The organism is Hymenobacter sp. 5317J-9 (assembly GCF_022921075.1).
Classification (GTDB): domain Bacteria; phylum Bacteroidota; class Bacteroidia; order Cytophagales; family Hymenobacteraceae; genus Hymenobacter.
Genome location: NZ_CP095050.1, coordinates 3910559 through 3928450, shown reverse-complemented (window position 1 = coordinate 3928450; position 17892 = coordinate 3910559). Strand labels below are relative to the sequence as shown.

The window sequence follows — 17892 nt, the reverse complement described above, 5'->3', positions numbered from 1 at the left end:
TTTGCGCGTTTGTACGGCCAACCTGTTACTTTCGGCCTCTAATGCAGCTGGCTGGCCGTGGCGGGCCGATTTGCGTACGCAGGAGCAGCATTTTCCGTTTCCCTTCACCCCACCCGGTTTCCACATGTCTGCGTCACTTGCCCAGGCCGTTGCGGCTGACTTTCAACAACATTTCGGCTACGCGCCGCTGCTGGTGCGGGCCCCCGGCCGCGTCAACCTCATCGGCGAGCACACCGACTACAACGGCGGCTTCGTGCTGCCCGCGGCCGTCGACAAGGAAGCCGTGTTTGCCGTGGGCTTGAACAAAGGCCAGCAAATCCGACTGGTGGCCCACGACCTGAACGAGACGCTGGAGCTGGCTAACGCTGCCGAAATCAGCCCCAGCGACACGCACTGGGCCAATTACCTGCTGGGCGTGGCGGCGCAGTTTCAGCAGCGCGGAGTGGCCGTGCCGGGCTTCGACTGCGTGTTTGCCGGTACCGTGCCGCTGGGCGCGGGCATGTCGTCGTCGGCGGCCATCGAGTGCGGGCTGGCCTTCGCCCTCAACCGCCTGCTGGGCGCCGGTTTCGACACCATGGAACTGGCCCGCATTGCGCAACTGGCCGAGCATACCTACGCCGGCGTGATGTGCGGCATCATGGACCAGTTTGCCAGCCTGTTTGGGCGCGATGCCCATGTGGTGCGCCTCGATTGCCGCTCACTCCAGTACGAGTACTTCCCCTTCGATACCCGGGCCTGCCGCATCGTGCTCTGCAACTCGGGCGTGAAGCACAGCTTGGCCAGTTCCGAGTACAACACCCGCCGCCAGGAGTGCGAGCGCGGCGTGAGCGTGCTCCAGCAGAAGCACCCCGAAGTAACCAGCCTGCGCGACGCCACCATGGAAATGCTTGACGCCCACCGCAGCGAGCTGGGCGGCACCGTGTACCGCCGCTGCGCCTACGTAGTGCAGGAAAACGCCCGCGTGGAAGCCGCCTGCCGCCACCTGCTGGCCGGCGACCTGGCTGCCTTTGGCCAGGAGATGTACGGCAGCCACGCCGGCCTGCGCGACGACTACGAAGTGAGCTGCGCCGAGCTCGACGTGCTGGTAGAAGCCGCTCAGGCCGCGCCCGGCGTGTTCGGTGCCCGCATGATGGGCGGCGGCTTCGGCGGCTGCACCATCAACTTGGTGGCGCCGGATAAAGTGGACGAATTCATCGCCAGCGTGAGCAAAGCCTACCAAGAGAAATTCGGTCTGAAACTGGAAACCTACCAGACGACGATAGTGGACGGGGTGGGGCTGGCGTCGGCCTAACGGGCGCCTCACGGGACCCCGTCGGGGCCGGCCCTCTCTCCGTAGGGAGAGGGAGCGCCAGCCATTTCTCGAATAAATTATTCAATTAGACGCCCGCGCCGCCGTGGCTCCCCCTCTCCCTGAGGAGAGGGCGCCGGGGGGTGAGGCGCCACGCCAGAACATCCAAGCCTATGCCTTCCTTCGATTCCACCGAGCACCCGCACCGCCGCTTCAATGCCCTCTCGGGCGAGTGGGTGCTGGTGTCGCCGCACCGCTCCAAGCGCCCCTGGCAGGGCCAGCAGGAAGAAACCGAGCAGGACCAGCGCCCCGCCTACGACCCCACCTGCTACCTGTGCCCCGGCAACGCCCGCGTGGGCGGCGAGGTGAACCCCAAATACGAGTCGACCTACGTCTTCAACAACGACTTCGGCGCCCTGACCGTGGACGTGCCCACCGGCGGCGTGAACGAGGGCGGCCTGCTGCGCGCCGAAGCCGAATCGGGCATCTGCCGCGTCATCTGCTTCTCGCCGCGCCACGACCTCACGCTGCCCCAGATGACCGTGCCGGCTATCCGGAAAGTGGTCGACTTGTGGGTGGAGGAATTCCAGACGCTGGGCGCGCGGCCCGACATCAACTACGTGCAGATTTTCGAGAACAAGGGCCCGATGATGGGCTGCTCGAACCCGCACCCGCACGGCCAGATTTGGGCCCAGCGCACCGTGCCCGGCGAGCCCGCTCAGGAGGGCGTGCAGCAGCTGGCCTACTTCCAGGAGCACGGCCGCACGCTGTTGAGCGACTACCTCAAAATCGAGCTCGAAAAAAAGGAGCGGGTAGTACTCGAAAACGAGCATTTCGTGGTGCTGGTGCCGTACTGGGCCGTGTGGCCCTACGAGACGCTGGTGGTGAGCCGCCGCGCCGTGCAGGACATCACCCAGCTCACGCCCGAAGAACGCGACGCCCTGGCCGACGCCGTGCGCCGCCTCACCATTCGCTACGACAACCTGTTCAACATCAGCTTCCCGTACTCGGCGGGCCTGCACCAGCGGCCCACCGACGGGCAGGCGCACCCCGAATGGCACTTGCACATGCATTTCTACCCGCCGTTGCTGCGCTCGGCCACGGTGCGCAAGTTCATGGTGGGCTACGAGATGCTGGGCGACCCCCAGCGCGACGTGACGCCGGAATTCAGCGCCGGGCGCTTGCGCGAGCTCTCGGAAGTGCACTACAAAGAAGCCGGCAGCTAAGGCGTTGGCATGACTACGGCCGGGAAAGTCCTGGCCGGCGGAGGCGTACTTTTGCCCCGCCACCCCACTTTTCGCTTCTCATTTTTTTGCTTTGGCTCTCAAACACGCTTCTATTTCGGACATCGCGAAAGAGCTGAACCTCGCCGTTTCCACCGTGTCGCGGGCGTTGAGCGGCCACTCGCGCATCAGCGAAGCCACCCGTGCGCGGGTGTGGGAGCTGGCCGGGCAGCTCAATTACCAGCCCAACCACCTGGCCGCGGCCCTGCGCAAAGGCCGCAGCAATACGCTCGGCGTGATAGTGCCGAACATCGACGGCCACTTTTTTGCCTTGGTAGTGAAGGGCATCGAGGCCGTGGCCAACCAGGCCGGCTTCAACGTGATGCTGTGCCAGAGCAACGAAGACCACACCCACGAAGCTAAAAATGTGGAAACGCTGATAAATGCCCAGGTCGACGGCATTCTGGTGTCGTTGGCGCGCACCACGCACGATTTCGAGCATTTCGCGAAAGTGCGGCAGCGCAACGTGCCGCTGGTGTTTTTCGACCGCATTCTGGACGGCAGCGATGTGAGCGCCGTGGTGGTGGACGACCAGCGCGGCGGCTACCTGGCCACCAAGCACCTGCTGGAGCAGGGCCGGCGGCGCATTGCCCACCTCGGCGGCCCGCAGCACCTCAACATCTACAAAGACCGGTACGAGGGCTACTGCCAGGCCCTGCGCGAAGCCGGCCTACCCGTGGAAGTGGACCTGGTGGTGCTCTCGAAAGACATGTCGCTGGCCGACGGCGACGTGAGCGTGCGCCAGCTGCTGGCCCTGCCCCGGCGCCCCGATGCCATCTTCTCAGCCGGCGATTTTACGGCCGTGGGGGCCCTGCAGGCCCTCAAGGAGCACGGGCTGCGGGTGCCGCAGGACGTGGCCCTGAGCGGCTTCGGCAACGAGACGTTTTCGTCGCTCACCGAGCCGCAGCTCACCACCATCGACCAGCAGTGCGAAGAGATGGGCGGCGCCGCCGTGCGGCTGCTGCTGGAGATGGTGCAGCAAACCGGCCACCGGCAGGCGCCCCGCAAGGTCGTGCTGGAGCCGCATCTGTTGATGCGGGAGTCGTCGGGCAAGCGGCAGCACGCGTAGCGCGCCGGTTAGGACGGGGAAGGAATTCGCCGGATTTTTGTTGTCTGCTGCCTGCTGATGGGCCCGCCCGCGCCGTGAAAGACTACCTGCTGTTCGTCGATACCGAAACTTCGGGCATTCCGCGCGACTGGACCAAGCCCTATGCCAGCCGCAAGAACTGGCCGCACATCGTGCAGCTGGCCTGGGTGGTGTGCACGCCCGACGGCCGCGAAATCAAGGCCGAGAACCACTACATCCAGCCCAGCGACTACGACATGAGCCCGGAGTCGGGCCGCGTGCACGGCCTCACCGTGGATTTTCTGCGGGCTAACGGCCGGCCCCGCCACGCCGTGATGCAGCGCCTGCACCGCGACCTGCTGCACTACCAGCCGCTGGTGGTGGCCCATTTCATGCAGCTCGATTTTCACATGGTGGGCGTGGGCTTTCACCGGGCCGGCCTGAAAAACCCGCTGCTGAACCTGCCCACCTTCTGCACCATGCGGGCCACCAGCCCGCTGGTGCGCCACCCCACGCAGGGCTTTCTGCGCTTGGGCGAACTGTATCAGCGCCTGTTCCACGAGCCCCTCGAAAACGCCCACGATGCCTTGGTCGACGTGCGCGCCACGGCCCGCTGCTATTTCGAGATGCGCCGCCAAGGGCTGATTACCGACGAAACCGTGGCCCGCCAAGCGCCCGTGACCGTGCCCGAGCCGCGGCCGGCGCAACCGCTGCGGCGCAAGCGCCTGCGCATTGGGGTGGCGCCGTGGTTGCTGCTGGGCACGGTGGCGCTGTTGTTGCTGGCCTTCTTTCTGATTGGCTAATTGAAGATTATTCCCAATACCATGTCCGAAAAACTCAATTTTCTGCGCACCGTGAAGCCCTTCGACCTGCTGCCGGACGACGTGCTGGCCGAAGTGGCCGAGGGCCTGGAAGAAGTGCGCCACCCCCGCGAGGCCATCATCTACTACCAGGGCGTGACCAAGCTGCGCGGCATCGACATCATTGTGGAAGGCGAGTACGAGACGTTTTTCTACGACAGCCAGCAGAACAAGCGCGTGATTGAGCACAGCCGGGCCGGCGAGTGCTACGGCGGTATCTCGGTGCTGCTGAACAAAAAACGCTCTTTGCGCACCGTGCGGGCCAAAAAAGACACCCGCGTGTACTTCCTGCACCGGCGCGAGTTTCGCGCGCTGTGCAAGGCCTACGAGAAGTTCTTCCACTTCTTCACGGCGCGCTACGGGCAGCGCATGCTGAACGAGGAGTACGCCCACTTTGTGCGGCCGGCCAGCAGCGCCGGCGAGAACTACCTGGCCTCCGACCAGCTGTTTTCGCGCCGCATCGAGACGCTGGAAATGCGGCCCCTGGACGTGTGCGCCGCCTACACGCCCATTCACGAAGTGGCCCGGCGCATGGCCGCCGCCCGCACCAGCTGCTACTTCATCACCAACGCCGACGTGGGCGGCCACATCATCGGCTACGTCACCGACATTACCCTGCGCGACAAGGTGGTGGCCGGCCTGCTCGACGCTAACCTGCCCGTCGAAACCATTGTGGACGCACCGGTGGTGAGCATTAGCTCGCGGGCCTTTGTGTATGAGGCTATTCTGCTGATGTTCCGGACCAAGACGCGCTACCTGCTGGTGGAAACCGACGGCGAATACGTGGGCTTCCTGAGCCGCAACAAGCTACTGACTGACGACCAGGACCAGTCGCCGTTCATCTTCATTCAGAGCGTGAAGCAGGCCCAGGCCGTGCCCGAGCTGAAGCGCCGCTGGGAGCAGGTGCCCGAAATGGTGTACCAGCTCCTGAACCGCGGCGTGAAGCCTGAAATTGTGAACCAGGTCATCACCACTGTGTCCGACACCATTGCCCTCAAGCTCATCGAGGGGGCCATTGCGGAGCTGGGCCCGCCGCCGGCCAAGTTCGTGTACATGGTGCTGGGCAGCGAAGGCCGCAAGGAGCAAACCCTGCTCACGGACCAGGACAACGCCATTATTTACGAAGACAAGGCCAACGAGCACCGCGAAGAAGTGCGGGCCTACTTCCTGAAATTTGCCGAGATGGTGAGCGACCAGCTCAACGCCATCGGCTTCAGCTACTGCGAGGGCGGCTTCATGGCCAAAAACCCGAAGTGGACGCACTCGCTCTCACACTGGAAGCGCAACTACGTGGAGTGGATGACCGACTCGAATCCGGAATCGGGCATGCAGTTTGCCGCTTCGTTCGACTGCCGCTACCTCTATGGCGATGCCGAAATCATGGACGAACTGCACGAGTTTTTGGCCACCGAGCTGCAGAAGCCGCGCGACCGGTTTTTCCACTACATGGCCGTGAATGCGCTGCAGTACGAGCCGCCGCTCACGTTTTTTCGCAACATCCGCACCTTCGCCCACGGCGACCAGCAAGTGTTCAACCTCAAGCGCACCATGTCGCCCATCGTCGATTTGGTGCGCATGTACGCCCTGCGCCACCGCATTTTCGCCACCAACACCGGCGAGCGCCTCGAAGCCCTGCGCGCCGAAGGCGTGTTCACGGAGCGCGAAACCCAGGAGCTGCTGCAGTCCTACTACTACCTCATGGGCGTGCGCCTGAAAAAGCAAGCCGCCCAAATCATCAGCGACAACGTGGCCCCCGACAACTACCTCGACCCCAAAACCCTGACCAAAGTGGAGCAGGTGACGCTGAAGGAGATTTTCAAAGTAATTGCGGATTTCCAACTCAAGATTAAGGTTGGTTTCACCAAATCGTTGGGGTAGGAGGGACCGTCATTGCGAGCGCAGCGCGGCAATGACAGACGGTTATTTCTTCAGCATCTCCTGTCGGCGCATAGGCATTTTATCAACGGTGCCGAAGAGGTTTTCCGGCTGTATAGGCCGGTTGCTGCGCTCTTTCACGCCACCGTCTTTGCCGATGAGCACGACGGCAAAAGCCGGCAGCTTGATGCCAATTTCGCGCGTCAAAAACTGCGTATCGGCGGCCGAAAGCTGTTCATACAGCACCGGCAGCACCAGGAAGTCGCGCTCGGCCAGGGCAGCTTGCTGTGAGGCCAAGAGCGCCTGCTGTTGCTTGAAATCGGCTTGCTGCGCGTTGGGCGCTGCTAGCAGAAGCACGCGTTTCTTCCAGTGGCTTTCGCGCAGGGTTTGTTGCAGGGACATGGGCTTGGGCGCCTGAGCACGTAGTGTGGAGGAAAGCAGCGCGCTAAGCAACAAAATGGTGATGAACTGTACTTGCGGAAGGTATTTCATGTCGGAGGATGGAGTTTGCAGCGGCGGGAAGAATGTCGTCGCCTTTTGTCTGCTTTCGTAACAGCCGGAGTACGCGAAATTTTCTCGTTTCGTCTATGCTATACCTGCTGCGCGACACCTTCTTTCCCGTCCTGGTTTTCCTGCACGCCGTGCTCGTCGGGGCGCCGGCCAACCACGGGCGCGGCCGTTTCGAGCGCGCTCACTACGCCGTGCGCAAGGCCGGCCGCCTGCCCCGCGCCGTGCGCGAAAGCTCCGGCCTGGCCCGCGCCGACACCGCCGCTGCGTTCTGGACCCACGGCGATGCGGGCACCCCCGCGAAGCTGTTTCAGCTGGAACTGCCCGGCAGCCTGCGCCGCAGCTTCAACCTGGCCTCGCTGCCCAATACCGATTGGGAGGACCTGACCCGCGACGGTGCCGGCCGCCTGTACATCGGCGACTTCGGCAACAACCGCAACCAGCGCCGCGACCTGGCCATCTACCGACTGGGCGCAAGCGTGGGCCAGCCGGTGGTCGATACCATCTCTTTCCGCTACCCCGACCAGCACGCGTTTCCGCCGCGCCGGGGCCGCCGCAACTTCGACTGCGAAGCCTTTTACTGGTACCAAGACACGCTGCACCTGTTCAGCAAAGACCGTAGCCTGCGCCAGTGGACCAAGCACTACGTGCTGCCGGCCCGTCCCGGCAGGTACGTTGCCACCCTACGCGACAGCATTCGCCTCAACCGCCCCATCACCGCCGCCGACATCAGCCCCGATGGCCGCACGGTAGCGCTGCTGGCCTACGGCGGGGTGTTTTTATTTGAAAATCGGCCGGGCCGCCGCCTGTTCGACGGGCTCAAGCGCTTTCGGGCACTGCCCCGCACGGGCCAAGCCGAGGGACTGATGTTTCTCAGCGACTCAGCCTTTTTGGTGAGTAACGAGAGAGGTCGCTTGTTCCAAGCCACCCGCCGATAACATGGAAGCTTCGCAAGTATCGGATAATTGGCGCCAGCCTTCTCGCAGGCAAGGTTTAATTATCGGGCCGTAGCAAACAGGTAAGCCAGGGAGAGATTAAAGGCACGGTTCCGGTAGCTCGGCCCGGGGGCCGTGCTGCCATTCCCGAATTTGTAGTCGGCTCCTAGGTTGCGCAGGCTCAGGCTGTAGCCCAATTGCATCTGTAATTGCCCTTGCCGATAGCCCAGGCCACCCTGCACACCGAAATCGTAGCGTCGAGAATAGTACGTTTTATCGCCGACAGAATTGGAAAAATAATCGCCGCCGGCCACGTTGCCCGAAACGTTGGAGTAGCCGCCCGTGGCCGAGTGCGGCGTTCTGACCGAGTAGCTGGTGCCAGAGGAATAATCGCCGCCCAACAACAGTCCCGCGAAAGCCCCCACAAAAGCCTGCAAGCCTTGTCCATCCTCTAGCTGGGTGTAAGCCAGGTTTAATGGCAGCGCGAGGTAATTGAGCCGATAGGTTGCCTTGGTCGCAATGATGGTGACTTGGCCGTAGCTGTCGTCGGTGTAATTATCGTTGATGCCAAACCCTTTTTGCGAAATGAGCAACGCCGGTTGCAGCGCGAAATGGCCCTGATTGATGGAAGCTACCACGCCCGCTTCAAGGCCCGTTGTATACGTGGTGGTGTAGGTTCGGCGCTCGGAATAGGGTGCTGTTGAAACGTTCAAGCCAATAGTAGGGCCGATGCTTACGTTAGTTTGGCTCTGGGCCGGGGCAGTGGCCAAGCTGCACGCCCCGGCAATGATGATAGAGCGTAACGGCTGGCACTTAGGCATGGCAGAAGCAGAAACCGGGTGAGCAGAATTGATGAAAGGGGTGCGGTAAGGTAGGTACGCCGGCCTACATGTTGGCTATTGGGCAGGCTGGCCAGCGAAGCCCTTCATGGCATCGTAGTGGCAGCAGGCCGCTAGCTCATGGGCACCGAAGAGTACAGGAAGGTTAGGCCTCGCGGTCACAGCTTCTTGCGGTGCTTTTCATCAATTCCCACCGCGCTTCGTGGCTTCTTCGGCTGGCTTTCGCTTGGTATTGTTATTGGCCCTGCTGGGGCCGGGCGCTGCCGGGTGCGCCGCAGCGCAGGTGCTGCGCCGCCCCGTGCCCGACAAGCTGGTGGTCCTCACCTTCGACGATGCGGCCGTGAGCCACGCTACCTACGTGGCCCCGCTGCTAAAGCAATACGGCTTCGGGGGCACGTTTTTCGTGTGCGAATTCCGGGAGCCGCCGTTTGCTGATAAAACCAAATACATGACCTGGGCGCAAATCCAGGGCCTGCACCGGCAAGGGTTTGAAGTGGCGAGCCACACGCTCACCCACCAGCACGTCAACAAAATGAGCCGGGCGCAGCTGGGTGCCGAGCTCGATTCCATCGAGGCGCGCTGCCGCACCTGGGGCATTCCCCGGCCCACCACCTTCGCCTACCCCGGCTACGACACACACCCCACGGCCACGGCGCTGCTGCCCGAGCGCGGCTATGCCTTTGCCCGCGCCGGCGGGGCCCGCGCCTACGACCCCGCCACCGACCACCCCATGCTGCTGCCCAGCTTCAGCATTTCGGGCCCCGACACGGCCAGGGTGCTGAGCGCCATCCGGCAGGCGCACGACGGCCGTGTGGTGATTCTGACCGTGCACGGCGTGCCCGACGTGGCCCACGACTGGGTGACGACCCCGCCCGCGCTGTTCGATGCCTACCTGAAATACCTGCACGACCACCACTACCGGGTCATCGCCCTGCGCGACCTGGCCCGTTTTGTGAATGTGCCCGAAGCCCTGCGCACCCTGCCGCCGCGCTACAAACACCTGAAATAACCGCCGTCCTTATCCTTCCAATTCCCACCCATGAAAACCAACTGTTATTTGCCCCTGGCGGGCGCCCTGCTGCTGAGCCTGGCCGGCCAGGCCCAAACCAGGCTCGTCACGGGCTCGCAAAAGCCCATGCCCGCGGCCGAGTGGATTGACGCCGACACCGGCCACAAAGTGGTGCGCCTCACCCAGCCGGACGGCGACAACGCAGGCTTCTACTTCCACAACAACCCGTTTGTAAAGGGCAGGGGCGGCGAGGACCTGATGGTGATATACCACACCGACCCCCAGGGCCACCAGCTGCGCCTCGTGAACCTGAAAACCCGCCAGACCGAGCCGCTGACGCGCTATTTCCGGCAGGTGAAGGGCGAGATTGTGGGCCGCAAGCGCCGCGAGGTCTTCTACCAGGTGCAGGACACGGTGTACGCCACCAGCATCGACAGCAAGAAGACCCGGCGCGTGTTTGTGTTTCCGGCCGATTTCAAGGCGGACATCACCTCGCTGAATGCCGACGAAACCCAGCTGGGCGGCGCCTGGGGCTCCGATGCTGAGAAGGAGATATTTCGCCAGTATCCGGCCAAGAGCGACTTTTTCAACCGCGTGTACGAGGCCAAATTGCCACGCACGCTGTTCACGGTGAGCACCGACGGCGGGGGCAAGCTCACCAAGCTGTTTACTGATAACGCCTGGCTGAACCACGTGCAATTTTCGCCCACCGACCCCGATTTGCTGATGTTTTGCCACGAAGGCCCCTGGGGCAAGGTGGACCGCATCTGGCACATCAACACCAAAACCAAGGCCGTGAAGCTGGTGCACAAGCGCACGGTGGACGGCGAAATCGCGGGCCACGAGTTCTTCAGCCCCGACGGCAAAACCATTTGGTACGACATGCAGAAGCCGCGTAGCGTGACCTTCTACCTGGGCGGCACCGACGTGAAAACCGGCCAGGAGCGCGCCTACCAAATGGAGCGCAACGACTGGTCCATCCACTTCAACATCTCGCCCGACCAGAAGCTCTTCGCCGGCGACGGCGGCGACGCCGGCCAGGTAGCCAAAGCCCCCGATGGCATGTGGCTTAATCTGTTCCGCCCCGAAGGCGACAAGTTCCGCACCGAGCGCCTGGTGAACATGAAAGCCCACGGCTACAAGCTGGAGCCCAACATTCACTTCACGCCCGACGGCAAATGGATAGTTTTCCGGGCCAACTTTGAAGGCCGCGAGCAGGTGTACGCCGTGGAAATTGAGAAGAAGGCATCCTGAGGGTCATGCAGAGCGCAGCGAAGCATCTTGCGTGCGCAACGCACTTAATCCGATTGCATTACTTCCCCGAGCGAGATGCTTCGCTGCGCTCTGCATGACCGCCGCACGGTCACGAGCAAATGTCCAAATCAATGTCCCTAAAAACCACCCTTACCGCCTGTCTCGCTGCTGCCCTGCTGCTGGCCCAGCCCGCCGCAGCCCAGAAGCTGCCTAAAAAGAAAGCTGTGCTCAAGGCCATGACCCTGACCAACGACTACTTCATGGCGAAGTGGCCCGACACGGGCAAGGAAATCGTGACCAACAAAACCCGGCCCAGCCACATCTGGACGCGCGGCGTGTACTACGAAGGCCTGATGGCCCTGTACCGCACCGACAAGCAGCCGCGCTACTACGAATACGCCGTGGACTGGGGCCAGAGCCATAAGTGGGGCATCCGCAACGGCATCACGGACCGCAACGCCGACAACCAGTGCGCCGGTCAAACCTACCTGGAGCTGTACCAGATAGACCCCAAGCCCGAGCGCCTGCACGACATCAAAGCGGCCGTCGACAACATGGTGGCCAGCGACAAAGTAGACGACTGGAACTGGATTGACGCCCTGCAGATGGCCATGCCGGTGTTTGCCAAGCTGGCCGTCATTACGAAGGACAATGCCTACTACGAGAAGATGTACGCCATGTACAACAACTCGAAGACCCGCGAGGGCGGCAACGGCCTCTACAACCCGCAGGACAAGCTGTGGTGGCGCGACAAGGACTTTGTGCCCCCCTACAAAGAGCCCAACGGCGAAGACTGCTACTGGAGCCGCGGCAACGGCTGGGTGGTGGCCGCCCTGGTGCGCGTGCTGGACGTGATGCCCAAAGACGCCCCCCATCGCGCCGAATACGAGCAGATGTACCTGGCCATGATGCAGGCCCTGCCGCCGCTGCAGCGCCCCGACGGCTTCTGGAACGTGAGCCTGCACGACGCCACGCACTTCGGCGGCAAGGAGATGACGGGCACGGCCCTCTTCACCTACGGCATGGCCTGGGGTCTCAACAACGGCCTGCTCGACAAGAAGCAGTACGAGCCCATCATCGCCAAAGCCTGGCAGGGCATGGTGAAGGACTGCATTCACAAAGACGGTTTCCTGGGCTACGTGCAGGGCACCGGCAAGGAGCCCAAAGACAGCCAGCCCGTGAGCTACACCAGCAAGCCCGACTTTGAGGACTACGGCCTCGGCTGCTTCCTGCTGGCCGGAAGCGAAGTTTACAAGCTGAAGTAACGACTGGCGCCCCGCCACAGCAACCACCCCATGAAACGCTCCCTCGCCCTTCTTCTCCTGGCCTCGCTCGGCGCCCACGCGCAGGCCCCCAAATGGCCCGCCATCACCCAGCAAACCAAGCCCTGGACGCGCTGGTGGTGGGAGGGTAGCGCCGTGAACAAGCCCGACCTTACCCACCTGCTCACCGAGTACCAGAAGGCGGGGCTCGGCGGCATGGAAATCACGACCATCTACGGCGTGAAAGGCGCCGAAAGCCAGTTCATCGACTTCCTCTCGCCGAAGTGGATGGACATGCTCTCCCACACCCTCACCGAGGCCAAACGCCTGGGCCTGGGCATCGACATGGCGCAGGCGTCGGGCTGGCCCTTCGGCGGACCGTGGGTGACGCCGGCTGACGCCTCCAAGTACATCACCTACAAAACCTTTGAGGTGAAGGGCGGCGCCAGCCTGGCCGAGCCGGTCACGTTCATGCAGAAGCCCATTGCCAACGCCGTAGGGCATAAGGTGGACCTCAAGCAGCTTTCCGACCCCGTCGCGACCAATAAAAACCTGCAAACCCTGGCCCTCGACCAGGTGCGCTTCGAAAAGCTCATTCCGCTGCAAACCCTGATTGCGTACTCCGACAAAGGCGCCACCGAAGACCTCACCACCAAGGTTGACGCCAAGGGCAAGCTGAACTGGACGGCTCCGGCCGGCTCCACCTGGACGCTGTATGCCTTGTTTCAGGGCGGGCACGGCAAGCAGGTGGAGCGCGCCGGGCCGGGCGGCGAGGGCGACGTCATCGACCACCTTTCCAAGACGGCGACGGACCACTACCTGGCTTATTTCGACAAGGCATTCAAAGGCCACGACGTGAAGCCGATTCGGGCGTTTTTCAACGACTCGTATGAGGTCGACGATGCGCAGGGCGAGGCCAACTGGACGCCGCTCATGTTTTCGGAATTCAGCCGGCGGCGCGGCTACGATTTGCGCCAGCACCTGCCCGCGCTTTTCGGCAAAGCCACGGAGGACGAAAACCAGCGCGTGCTCACCGACTACCGCGAAACTATCTCGGAGCTGCTGCTCGAGAACTACACCAAAACCTGGGGCGCCTGGGCCAAAACCCACGATGCCCTGATTCGGAACCAGGCCCACGGCTCGCCGGCGAATATTCTGGATTTGTACGCCGCCACCGACATTCCGGAGACGGAAGGGGAGAACCTCACGCGCATCAAGTTTGCGTCGTCGGCCGCGCACGTCACGGGCAAACCGCTGACCTCGGCCGAAACCGCAACCTGGGAGAATGACCATTTCCTGAGTAAGCTCTCGGACGTGAAAAAGGCCATCGACCGCATGCTGCTTGGCGGCGTCAACCACGTGTTTTACCACGGCACGGCTTACTCGCCGCCTTCTGCCAAATGGCCCGGCTGGCTGTTCTACGCCGCCGTGGAGTTCAACCCGCAAAACCCGTTCTGGACGGATTTTGGCAAGCTGAACCAGTACACGGCGCGCTGCCAGAGCTTCCTGCAGGCCGGCCAGCCCGACAACGACCTGCTGCTCTACCTGCCGCAGTCCGACGCCTACACCCGCCCCGGCAAGGTGCTGCTGCAGCACTTCGACGGCATCGAGCACGGCTTCAAGGGCCTGCCCGTGGACGCCACCAGCGAACTGCTGCTGGCCAAGGGCTACGGCTACGATTTTATTTCCGACAAGCAGGTGCTGGGCCTGAAAAACGAAGGCGCCGCCCTGGCCACCGGCGGCACCAGCTACCAGACCCTTTTGGTGCCCGATGCCCACCTCATGCCGCTGCTCACCCTGGAGCAGCTGCTGCGCCTGGCCACCAACGGCGCCACCATCCTATTCCAGAACCAGGCCCCGGCCGACGTGCCCGGCTTCGGCAACCTCGACAACCGGCGCGCCAATTTCCAGAAGCTGCTGGCCCAGTTCAAGTTCAAGGACGGCAAAGACGGCCTGCGCCAGGCCACCGTGGGCAAGGGCCGCGTGCTGCTGGGCGCCGATGTGAACGCGCTGCTGGCCCAGGCCGGCGTGAAGCGCGAAACCCTGGTCGACGAAGGCCTGCAGTTCATTCGGCGCCGCCGCGCCGGGGGCCACACCTATTTCCTGGCCAACTGGGGCGAGAAGCCCGTGGCTACGTGGGTACCGCTGCAAACCGCTGCCAAGTCGGCCGCCCTCTACAACCCCATGACCGAGCAAACCGGCATGGCCTCGCTGCGCACCTCCTCCCAGGGCGTTGCCGAAGTATACATGCAGCTGGCGCCCGGCGAAACCTGCATTCTGGACACCAACGAGGGCGCCGCCACCGGCCCGGCCTATCCCTACCTTTCCCTGGCCGCCGCACCCCAGCCGCTTTCGGCGCCCTGGGAGCTGAGCTTTCTCTCGGGCGGCCCTGAGCTACCGGCCAAGCAACAGGTGCGCGAGCTGGCGTCGTGGACCACGCTGGCCGGCGAGGCGGGCAAGAAATTTTCGGGCACGGCTGCCTACACCACCACCTTCGTCCTGCCGCAGGGCAGCGCCGACGGCTGGCTGCTCGACCTGGGCCGCGTGGCCCAAAGCGCCCGCGTGCAGCTCAACGGCCAGCCCGTGGCCACGCTACTGGGCCCCGTGTACCAGGTGTACCTGCCCAAGTACCAGCTCAAAGCCAACAACACGCTCACCGTGACCGTGAGCAACCTCATGGCCAACCGCATCAGCGACATGGACCGCAACCACGTCGATTGGAAGATTTTCTACAACACCAACATGCCCGCCAAGCTCAAGGAAAACCGCGGTGCCGACGGCCTCTTCACCGCCGAGAAATGGGCGCCGCTGGAGTCCGGCCTGCTCGGCCCGGTTACCCTCACGCCGGCGTCGGTGGGCGCGCCGGTTCAATAACTGTTACAATGGAAGAAGTAGCCTTCACCATGAAGCTCAAGCCCGGCGTGGCCGCCGAGTACGAGCGCCGCCACGACGAAATCTGGCCCGAGCTCACGGTGCTGCTGCACGAGGCAGGCATTCGGGACTATTCCATCTACCTAGAGGCTGCCAGCGGGACCCTATTTGCGGTGCAGAAGCGCGTGCCCGGCCACGCCACCGACCAGCTGCCCGCTACCGAAATCATGCAACGCTGGTGGGCCTACATGGGCGACTTGATGGAAACCAACCCCGATAATTCGCCGGTGGTGCAGCCGCTGGCGCGGGTGTTCCACATGGACTAGGCAAGCGGTAGATACGAACTGGTTAGTGTCTACTCACCAGAATTTTTGGATAGCAGGAGGGTGCGGGAGGGTTTCGACCTGGTACAAATGCAGCTTTGTGTATGGTAAGTGAGTTACAACCTGACTGGCGCGCAGCAGGATGGAGAAAGATTGGGTGGGAGTCCTCTTGCTTTGTCTCTGCCGCGCGCCACGTTAGGGTTGTCACCTCACCGGCTTCATCGGCCGTTCCGACCCGGTAGACCGCCGGAGTAGCTACCAAAGCCCGCTGGAGCGGTTTCGCCCTCGCGGCGTTGCCATCCCTGCAATGCGAAAGAAGCGCAGCATCGGCTGCACACGGGGCCTGGCCCTTTCCCGATTAAAAGACAAAGTGAGTTTAAGTGAAACAATAAACGACGAAGAGGCGGCCTCCACTGGGGGCCGCTTCTTTTTTGTCTTTGCGTCAACTTTCGGTTAATACAGCAGCACCACGAGGCTGCGTGCGCCGTGCGCCCCAATCACCAACGACTGCTCAATGTCGGCTGTCTTGGATGGGCCGGCCACGAACTTGCCGTAGCCGCCGGTGCCAGGCAGCTGGGCGTAGGCTTGGTGCATGGTGGCCACCAGGCGGCGGCGGTCGAGCACCAACGCCAGGTGCTGCGTGATGGTGGGCAGCGCCCGGTGCAGCATGTTGGCCTCGGGCAGCCAGATAGCCCCGTTTTCGGCTACGCCGATTTCGCCCTGGAGCACGGCCAAATCAATGGCGGCCAGGATGCCGGTGGGCGTCTGCGCATCGACGGGCACCGTGCCGCGGAACAGGGCCGAGGCCGTGTTCTGGGCCTCTGGAAAGAGCTGCTGCACCGTGGGCGCCAGGCTCTCCAGTCCATCGAGCCACACCACCGTGCCGCCAATGCCGGCCAGCACCGTGGTAAACCGCTCGGCCGTAGCGTCGCCGCCAAACAGCGGCACCTCGGGCAGCGGAAGCTCTTCGGGCTTGTTGGCCTTGGCAGCGGCTAAAATTCGGTCGCGGGAAGCACTCATGCCGGTACCTGGGATTGGGGTTGAGGGGCGGGCTGGGGCTGCTTGGCGTACCACTCGCGGAAGCTTTGCTTGGGCGCCTCGGGCAGCTCGCGGGCCACGGCCCAGGCGTTGAAGGAAGGGGCGTGGGTGAGGCCGTGCGGCAGCAGGCGCAGCGCGCGGCGCGCAAACTGCCCGCCCAGGCCGTAGACGCGGGTGCTGGCCAGCACGCGGCCCATGAACTTCATGCCCCACTTTTTCGAAGCCGGGATTTCATTGGCTTCGCCCAACACCTGCCGCCATTTGTAAAGCTGGGTGTGGATGTCAATTTTCACGGGGCACACGTCGGTGCAGGAGCCGCATAGCGTGCTGGCAAACGGCAGCGAGGCGTGCTTTTTCATGTCGATGTTGGGCGACAGAATGGCGCCAATCGGGCCCGGCACGGTGAAATCGTAGCTGTGGCCGCCGCTGCGCCGGTACACCGGGCAGGTGTTCATGCAGGCGCCGCAGCGAATGCACTTCAGCGAGGCCCGGAAATCGGGCCGTCCCAGCTGCTGGGTGCGGCCGTTGTCGACGATGACAATGTGCATCTCCTTGTCCGGCGCGGGCTTGGCGAAGTGCGAGGTGTAGGTCGTCACCGGCTGCCCGGTAGCGCTGCGGGCCAGCAGGCGCGTGAACACGCCCAGGTCCGTGAGCCGCGGGATAATCTTCTCGATGCCCATGGCCGCGATGTGCACCCGGGCCAGGTTCACGCCCAGGTCGGCGTTGCCCTCGTTGGTGCACACCACCACGGCGCCGGTCTCGGCAATGGCGAAGTTGACGCCCGATATGGCCACTTCGCCCGCAACGAACTTGCTGCGCAGGTGCTGGCGCGCGGCCTCGGTGAGGCGTTGCGGGTCGCTTTCGCCCTTGGCGGTGCCCAGGTGGGTGTGGAAGGTGTCGCCCACGTCCTCCTTTTTGAGGTGGATGGCCGGCAGCACGATGTGGCTCGGCGCCTCGTCGCGAAACTGAATGATGCGTTCGCCCAGGTCAGTGTCCACCACTTCTACGCCGTGCTGGATAAGGTAGGGGTTGAGGTGGCATTCCTCGGTCAGCATCGATTTGCTTTTCACCACGCGCGTGGCACCTTGCTTCTTGATGATGTCGAGGATAATGGCGTTGTGCTCGGCCGCATCGGCGGCCCAGTGCACGTGCACGCCATTGGCCTGCGCAGCCGCCTCAAACTCCTGCAAATACAGGTCGAGCCGGCTCAGGGTGTGGTTTTTGATTTGGGAGGCCAGCTCGCGCAGTTCCTGAAATTCGGGCACGGCGTACACGGCCCGGTCGCGCTTTTCGCGCACAAACCACAGGGTCTCGTCGTGCCAGGTGGTGCGGTCGGCATCCAGCAAAAACTTGTCGGCGCGAATGGCGTGGGACATGGAGTGGAGTTAAAATGAAATCTAAAGGCCGTCATGCTGAGCGCAGTCGAAGCATCTCTACTGCAGCAGCAATTCAGTCGTCTCAACAAAGCGGTAGAGATGCTTC

At 63.2% G+C, this 17892-nt stretch carries 15 protein-coding genes; 11 read left to right on the top strand and 4 right to left on the bottom strand.

What is annotated here, in order from left to right; all coding sequences use genetic code 11:
- Window positions 1-124: 124 nt before the first annotated feature.
- From galK to MUN81_RS16445, 5 genes are all read left to right on the top strand, one after another.
- The gene (gene galK / locus MUN81_RS16465; RefSeq protein WP_245112339.1) at window positions 125-1291 is read left to right on the top strand and encodes a galactokinase; all 1167 of its coding nucleotides are present in this window, start codon (window positions 125-127) and stop codon (window positions 1289-1291) included.
- 170 nt (window positions 1292-1461) lie between these two features.
- Complete coding sequence (locus MUN81_RS16460) at window positions 1462-2514, top strand: UDP-glucose--hexose-1-phosphate uridylyltransferase (protein WP_245112337.1); 1053 nt, start codon at window positions 1462-1464, stop codon at window positions 2512-2514.
- 91 nt (window positions 2515-2605) lie between these two features.
- A complete protein-coding gene (locus MUN81_RS16455) occupies window positions 2606-3640 on the top strand; it encodes a LacI family DNA-binding transcriptional regulator (RefSeq protein WP_245112335.1) in 1035 nt (344 codons plus the stop codon).
- 74 nt (window positions 3641-3714) lie between these two features.
- The gene (locus MUN81_RS16450; protein ID WP_245112333.1) at window positions 3715-4440 is read left to right on the top strand and encodes a 3'-5' exonuclease; all 726 of its coding nucleotides are present in this window, start codon (window positions 3715-3717) and stop codon (window positions 4438-4440) included.
- A 21-nt stretch (window positions 4441-4461) separates the two neighbouring features.
- Window positions 4462-6375, top strand: coding sequence for a DUF294 nucleotidyltransferase-like domain-containing protein (locus tag MUN81_RS16445; RefSeq protein WP_245112332.1), 1914 nt, complete (start codon window positions 4462-4464; stop codon window positions 6373-6375).
- Between the two features lie 42 nt (window positions 6376-6417).
- Here the strand turns inward: MUN81_RS16445 and MUN81_RS16440 are convergent, their stop codons facing one another.
- Window positions 6418-6864 (bottom strand): DUF4174 domain-containing protein, encoded by a 447-nt coding sequence (locus tag MUN81_RS16440; protein WP_245112330.1) that lies wholly within the window; start codon window positions 6862-6864, stop codon window positions 6418-6420.
- Between the two features lie 95 nt (window positions 6865-6959).
- On the opposite strand from MUN81_RS16440, the gene MUN81_RS16435 reads away from it, so the two are divergent.
- Window positions 6960-7817, top strand: coding sequence for a hypothetical protein (locus MUN81_RS16435; RefSeq protein WP_245112324.1), 858 nt, complete (start codon window positions 6960-6962; stop codon window positions 7815-7817).
- Window positions 7818-7876: 59 nt separating this feature from the next.
- Here the strand turns inward: MUN81_RS16435 and MUN81_RS16430 are convergent, their stop codons facing one another.
- On the bottom strand, window positions 7877-8584 hold the full coding sequence (locus tag MUN81_RS16430) for a porin family protein (protein WP_245112315.1): 708 nt from the start codon (window positions 8582-8584) through the stop codon (window positions 7877-7879).
- A gap of 271 nt (window positions 8585-8855) precedes the next feature.
- Between MUN81_RS16430 and MUN81_RS16425 the strand changes: the two genes are divergently transcribed.
- The 5 genes from MUN81_RS16425 to rhaM all read left to right on the top strand — a co-directional run bounded on the left by MUN81_RS16425 (window position 8856) and on the right by rhaM (window position 15375).
- Window positions 8856-9662, top strand: a complete 807-nt coding sequence (locus MUN81_RS16425; RefSeq protein WP_245112314.1) for a polysaccharide deacetylase family protein — start codon at window positions 8856-8858, stop codon at window positions 9660-9662.
- Between the two features lie 30 nt (window positions 9663-9692).
- Window positions 9693-10916, top strand: coding sequence for an oligogalacturonate lyase family protein (locus MUN81_RS16420; protein WP_245112306.1), 1224 nt, complete (start codon window positions 9693-9695; stop codon window positions 10914-10916).
- Between the two features lie 131 nt (window positions 10917-11047).
- Window positions 11048-12181 (top strand): glycoside hydrolase family 88 protein, encoded by a 1134-nt coding sequence (locus MUN81_RS16415; protein ID WP_245112304.1) that lies wholly within the window; start codon window positions 11048-11050, stop codon window positions 12179-12181.
- Window positions 12182-12211: 30 nt separating this feature from the next.
- Window positions 12212-15052, top strand: a complete 2841-nt coding sequence (locus MUN81_RS16410; RefSeq protein ID WP_245112303.1) for a glycosyl hydrolase — start codon at window positions 12212-12214, stop codon at window positions 15050-15052.
- Between the two features lie 8 nt (window positions 15053-15060).
- Window positions 15061-15375: an L-rhamnose mutarotase gene (rhaM, locus tag MUN81_RS16405; RefSeq protein WP_245112301.1), complete on the top strand. Its 315-nt coding sequence runs from the start codon at window positions 15061-15063 to the stop codon at window positions 15373-15375.
- Window positions 15376-15825: 450 nt separating this feature from the next.
- Here the strand turns inward: rhaM and MUN81_RS16400 are convergent, their stop codons facing one another.
- Together MUN81_RS16400 and MUN81_RS16395 are read right to left on the bottom strand one after the other, a co-directional pair.
- Window positions 15826-16392, bottom strand: a complete 567-nt coding sequence (locus MUN81_RS16400) for an LUD domain-containing protein (RefSeq protein WP_245112299.1) — start codon at window positions 16390-16392, stop codon at window positions 15826-15828.
- The gene (locus tag MUN81_RS16395) at window positions 16389-17786 is read right to left on the bottom strand and encodes a lactate utilization protein B (protein WP_245112297.1); all 1398 of its coding nucleotides are present in this window, start codon (window positions 17784-17786) and stop codon (window positions 16389-16391) included. The genes MUN81_RS16400 and MUN81_RS16395 overlap by 4 nt, the downstream gene beginning before the upstream one ends.
- Window positions 17787-17892 lie beyond the last annotated feature (106 nt).

Bases quoted from the DNA above. Each gene is read 5' to 3' on its own strand.
- galK (WP_245112339.1), top strand. From the start codon at position 125: ATGTCTGCGTCACTTGCCCAGGCCGTTGCGGCTGACTTTCAACAACAT.
- MUN81_RS16460 (WP_245112337.1), top strand. From the start codon at position 1,462: ATGCCTTCCTTCGATTCCACCGAGCACCCGCACCGCCGCTTCAATGCC.
- MUN81_RS16445 (WP_245112332.1), top strand. From the start codon at position 4,462: ATGTCCGAAAAACTCAATTTTCTGCGCACCGTGAAGCCCTTCGACCTG.
- MUN81_RS16440 (WP_245112330.1), bottom strand. From the start codon at position 6,864: ATGAAATACCTTCCGCAAGTACAGTTCATCACCATTTTGTTGCTTAGC.
- MUN81_RS16435 (WP_245112324.1), top strand. From the start codon at position 6,960: ATGCTATACCTGCTGCGCGACACCTTCTTTCCCGTCCTGGTTTTCCTG.
- MUN81_RS16420 (WP_245112306.1), top strand. From the start codon at position 9,693: ATGAAAACCAACTGTTATTTGCCCCTGGCGGGCGCCCTGCTGCTGAGC.
- MUN81_RS16415 (WP_245112304.1), top strand. From the start codon at position 11,048: ATGTCCCTAAAAACCACCCTTACCGCCTGTCTCGCTGCTGCCCTGCTG.
- MUN81_RS16410 (WP_245112303.1), top strand. From the start codon at position 12,212: ATGAAACGCTCCCTCGCCCTTCTTCTCCTGGCCTCGCTCGGCGCCCAC.
- rhaM (WP_245112301.1), top strand. From the start codon at position 15,061: ATGGAAGAAGTAGCCTTCACCATGAAGCTCAAGCCCGGCGTGGCCGCC.
- MUN81_RS16400 (WP_245112299.1), bottom strand. From the start codon at position 16,392: ATGAGTGCTTCCCGCGACCGAATTTTAGCCGCTGCCAAGGCCAACAAG.
- MUN81_RS16395 (WP_245112297.1), bottom strand. From the start codon at position 17,786: ATGTCCCACGCCATTCGCGCCGACAAGTTTTTGCTGGATGCCGACCGC.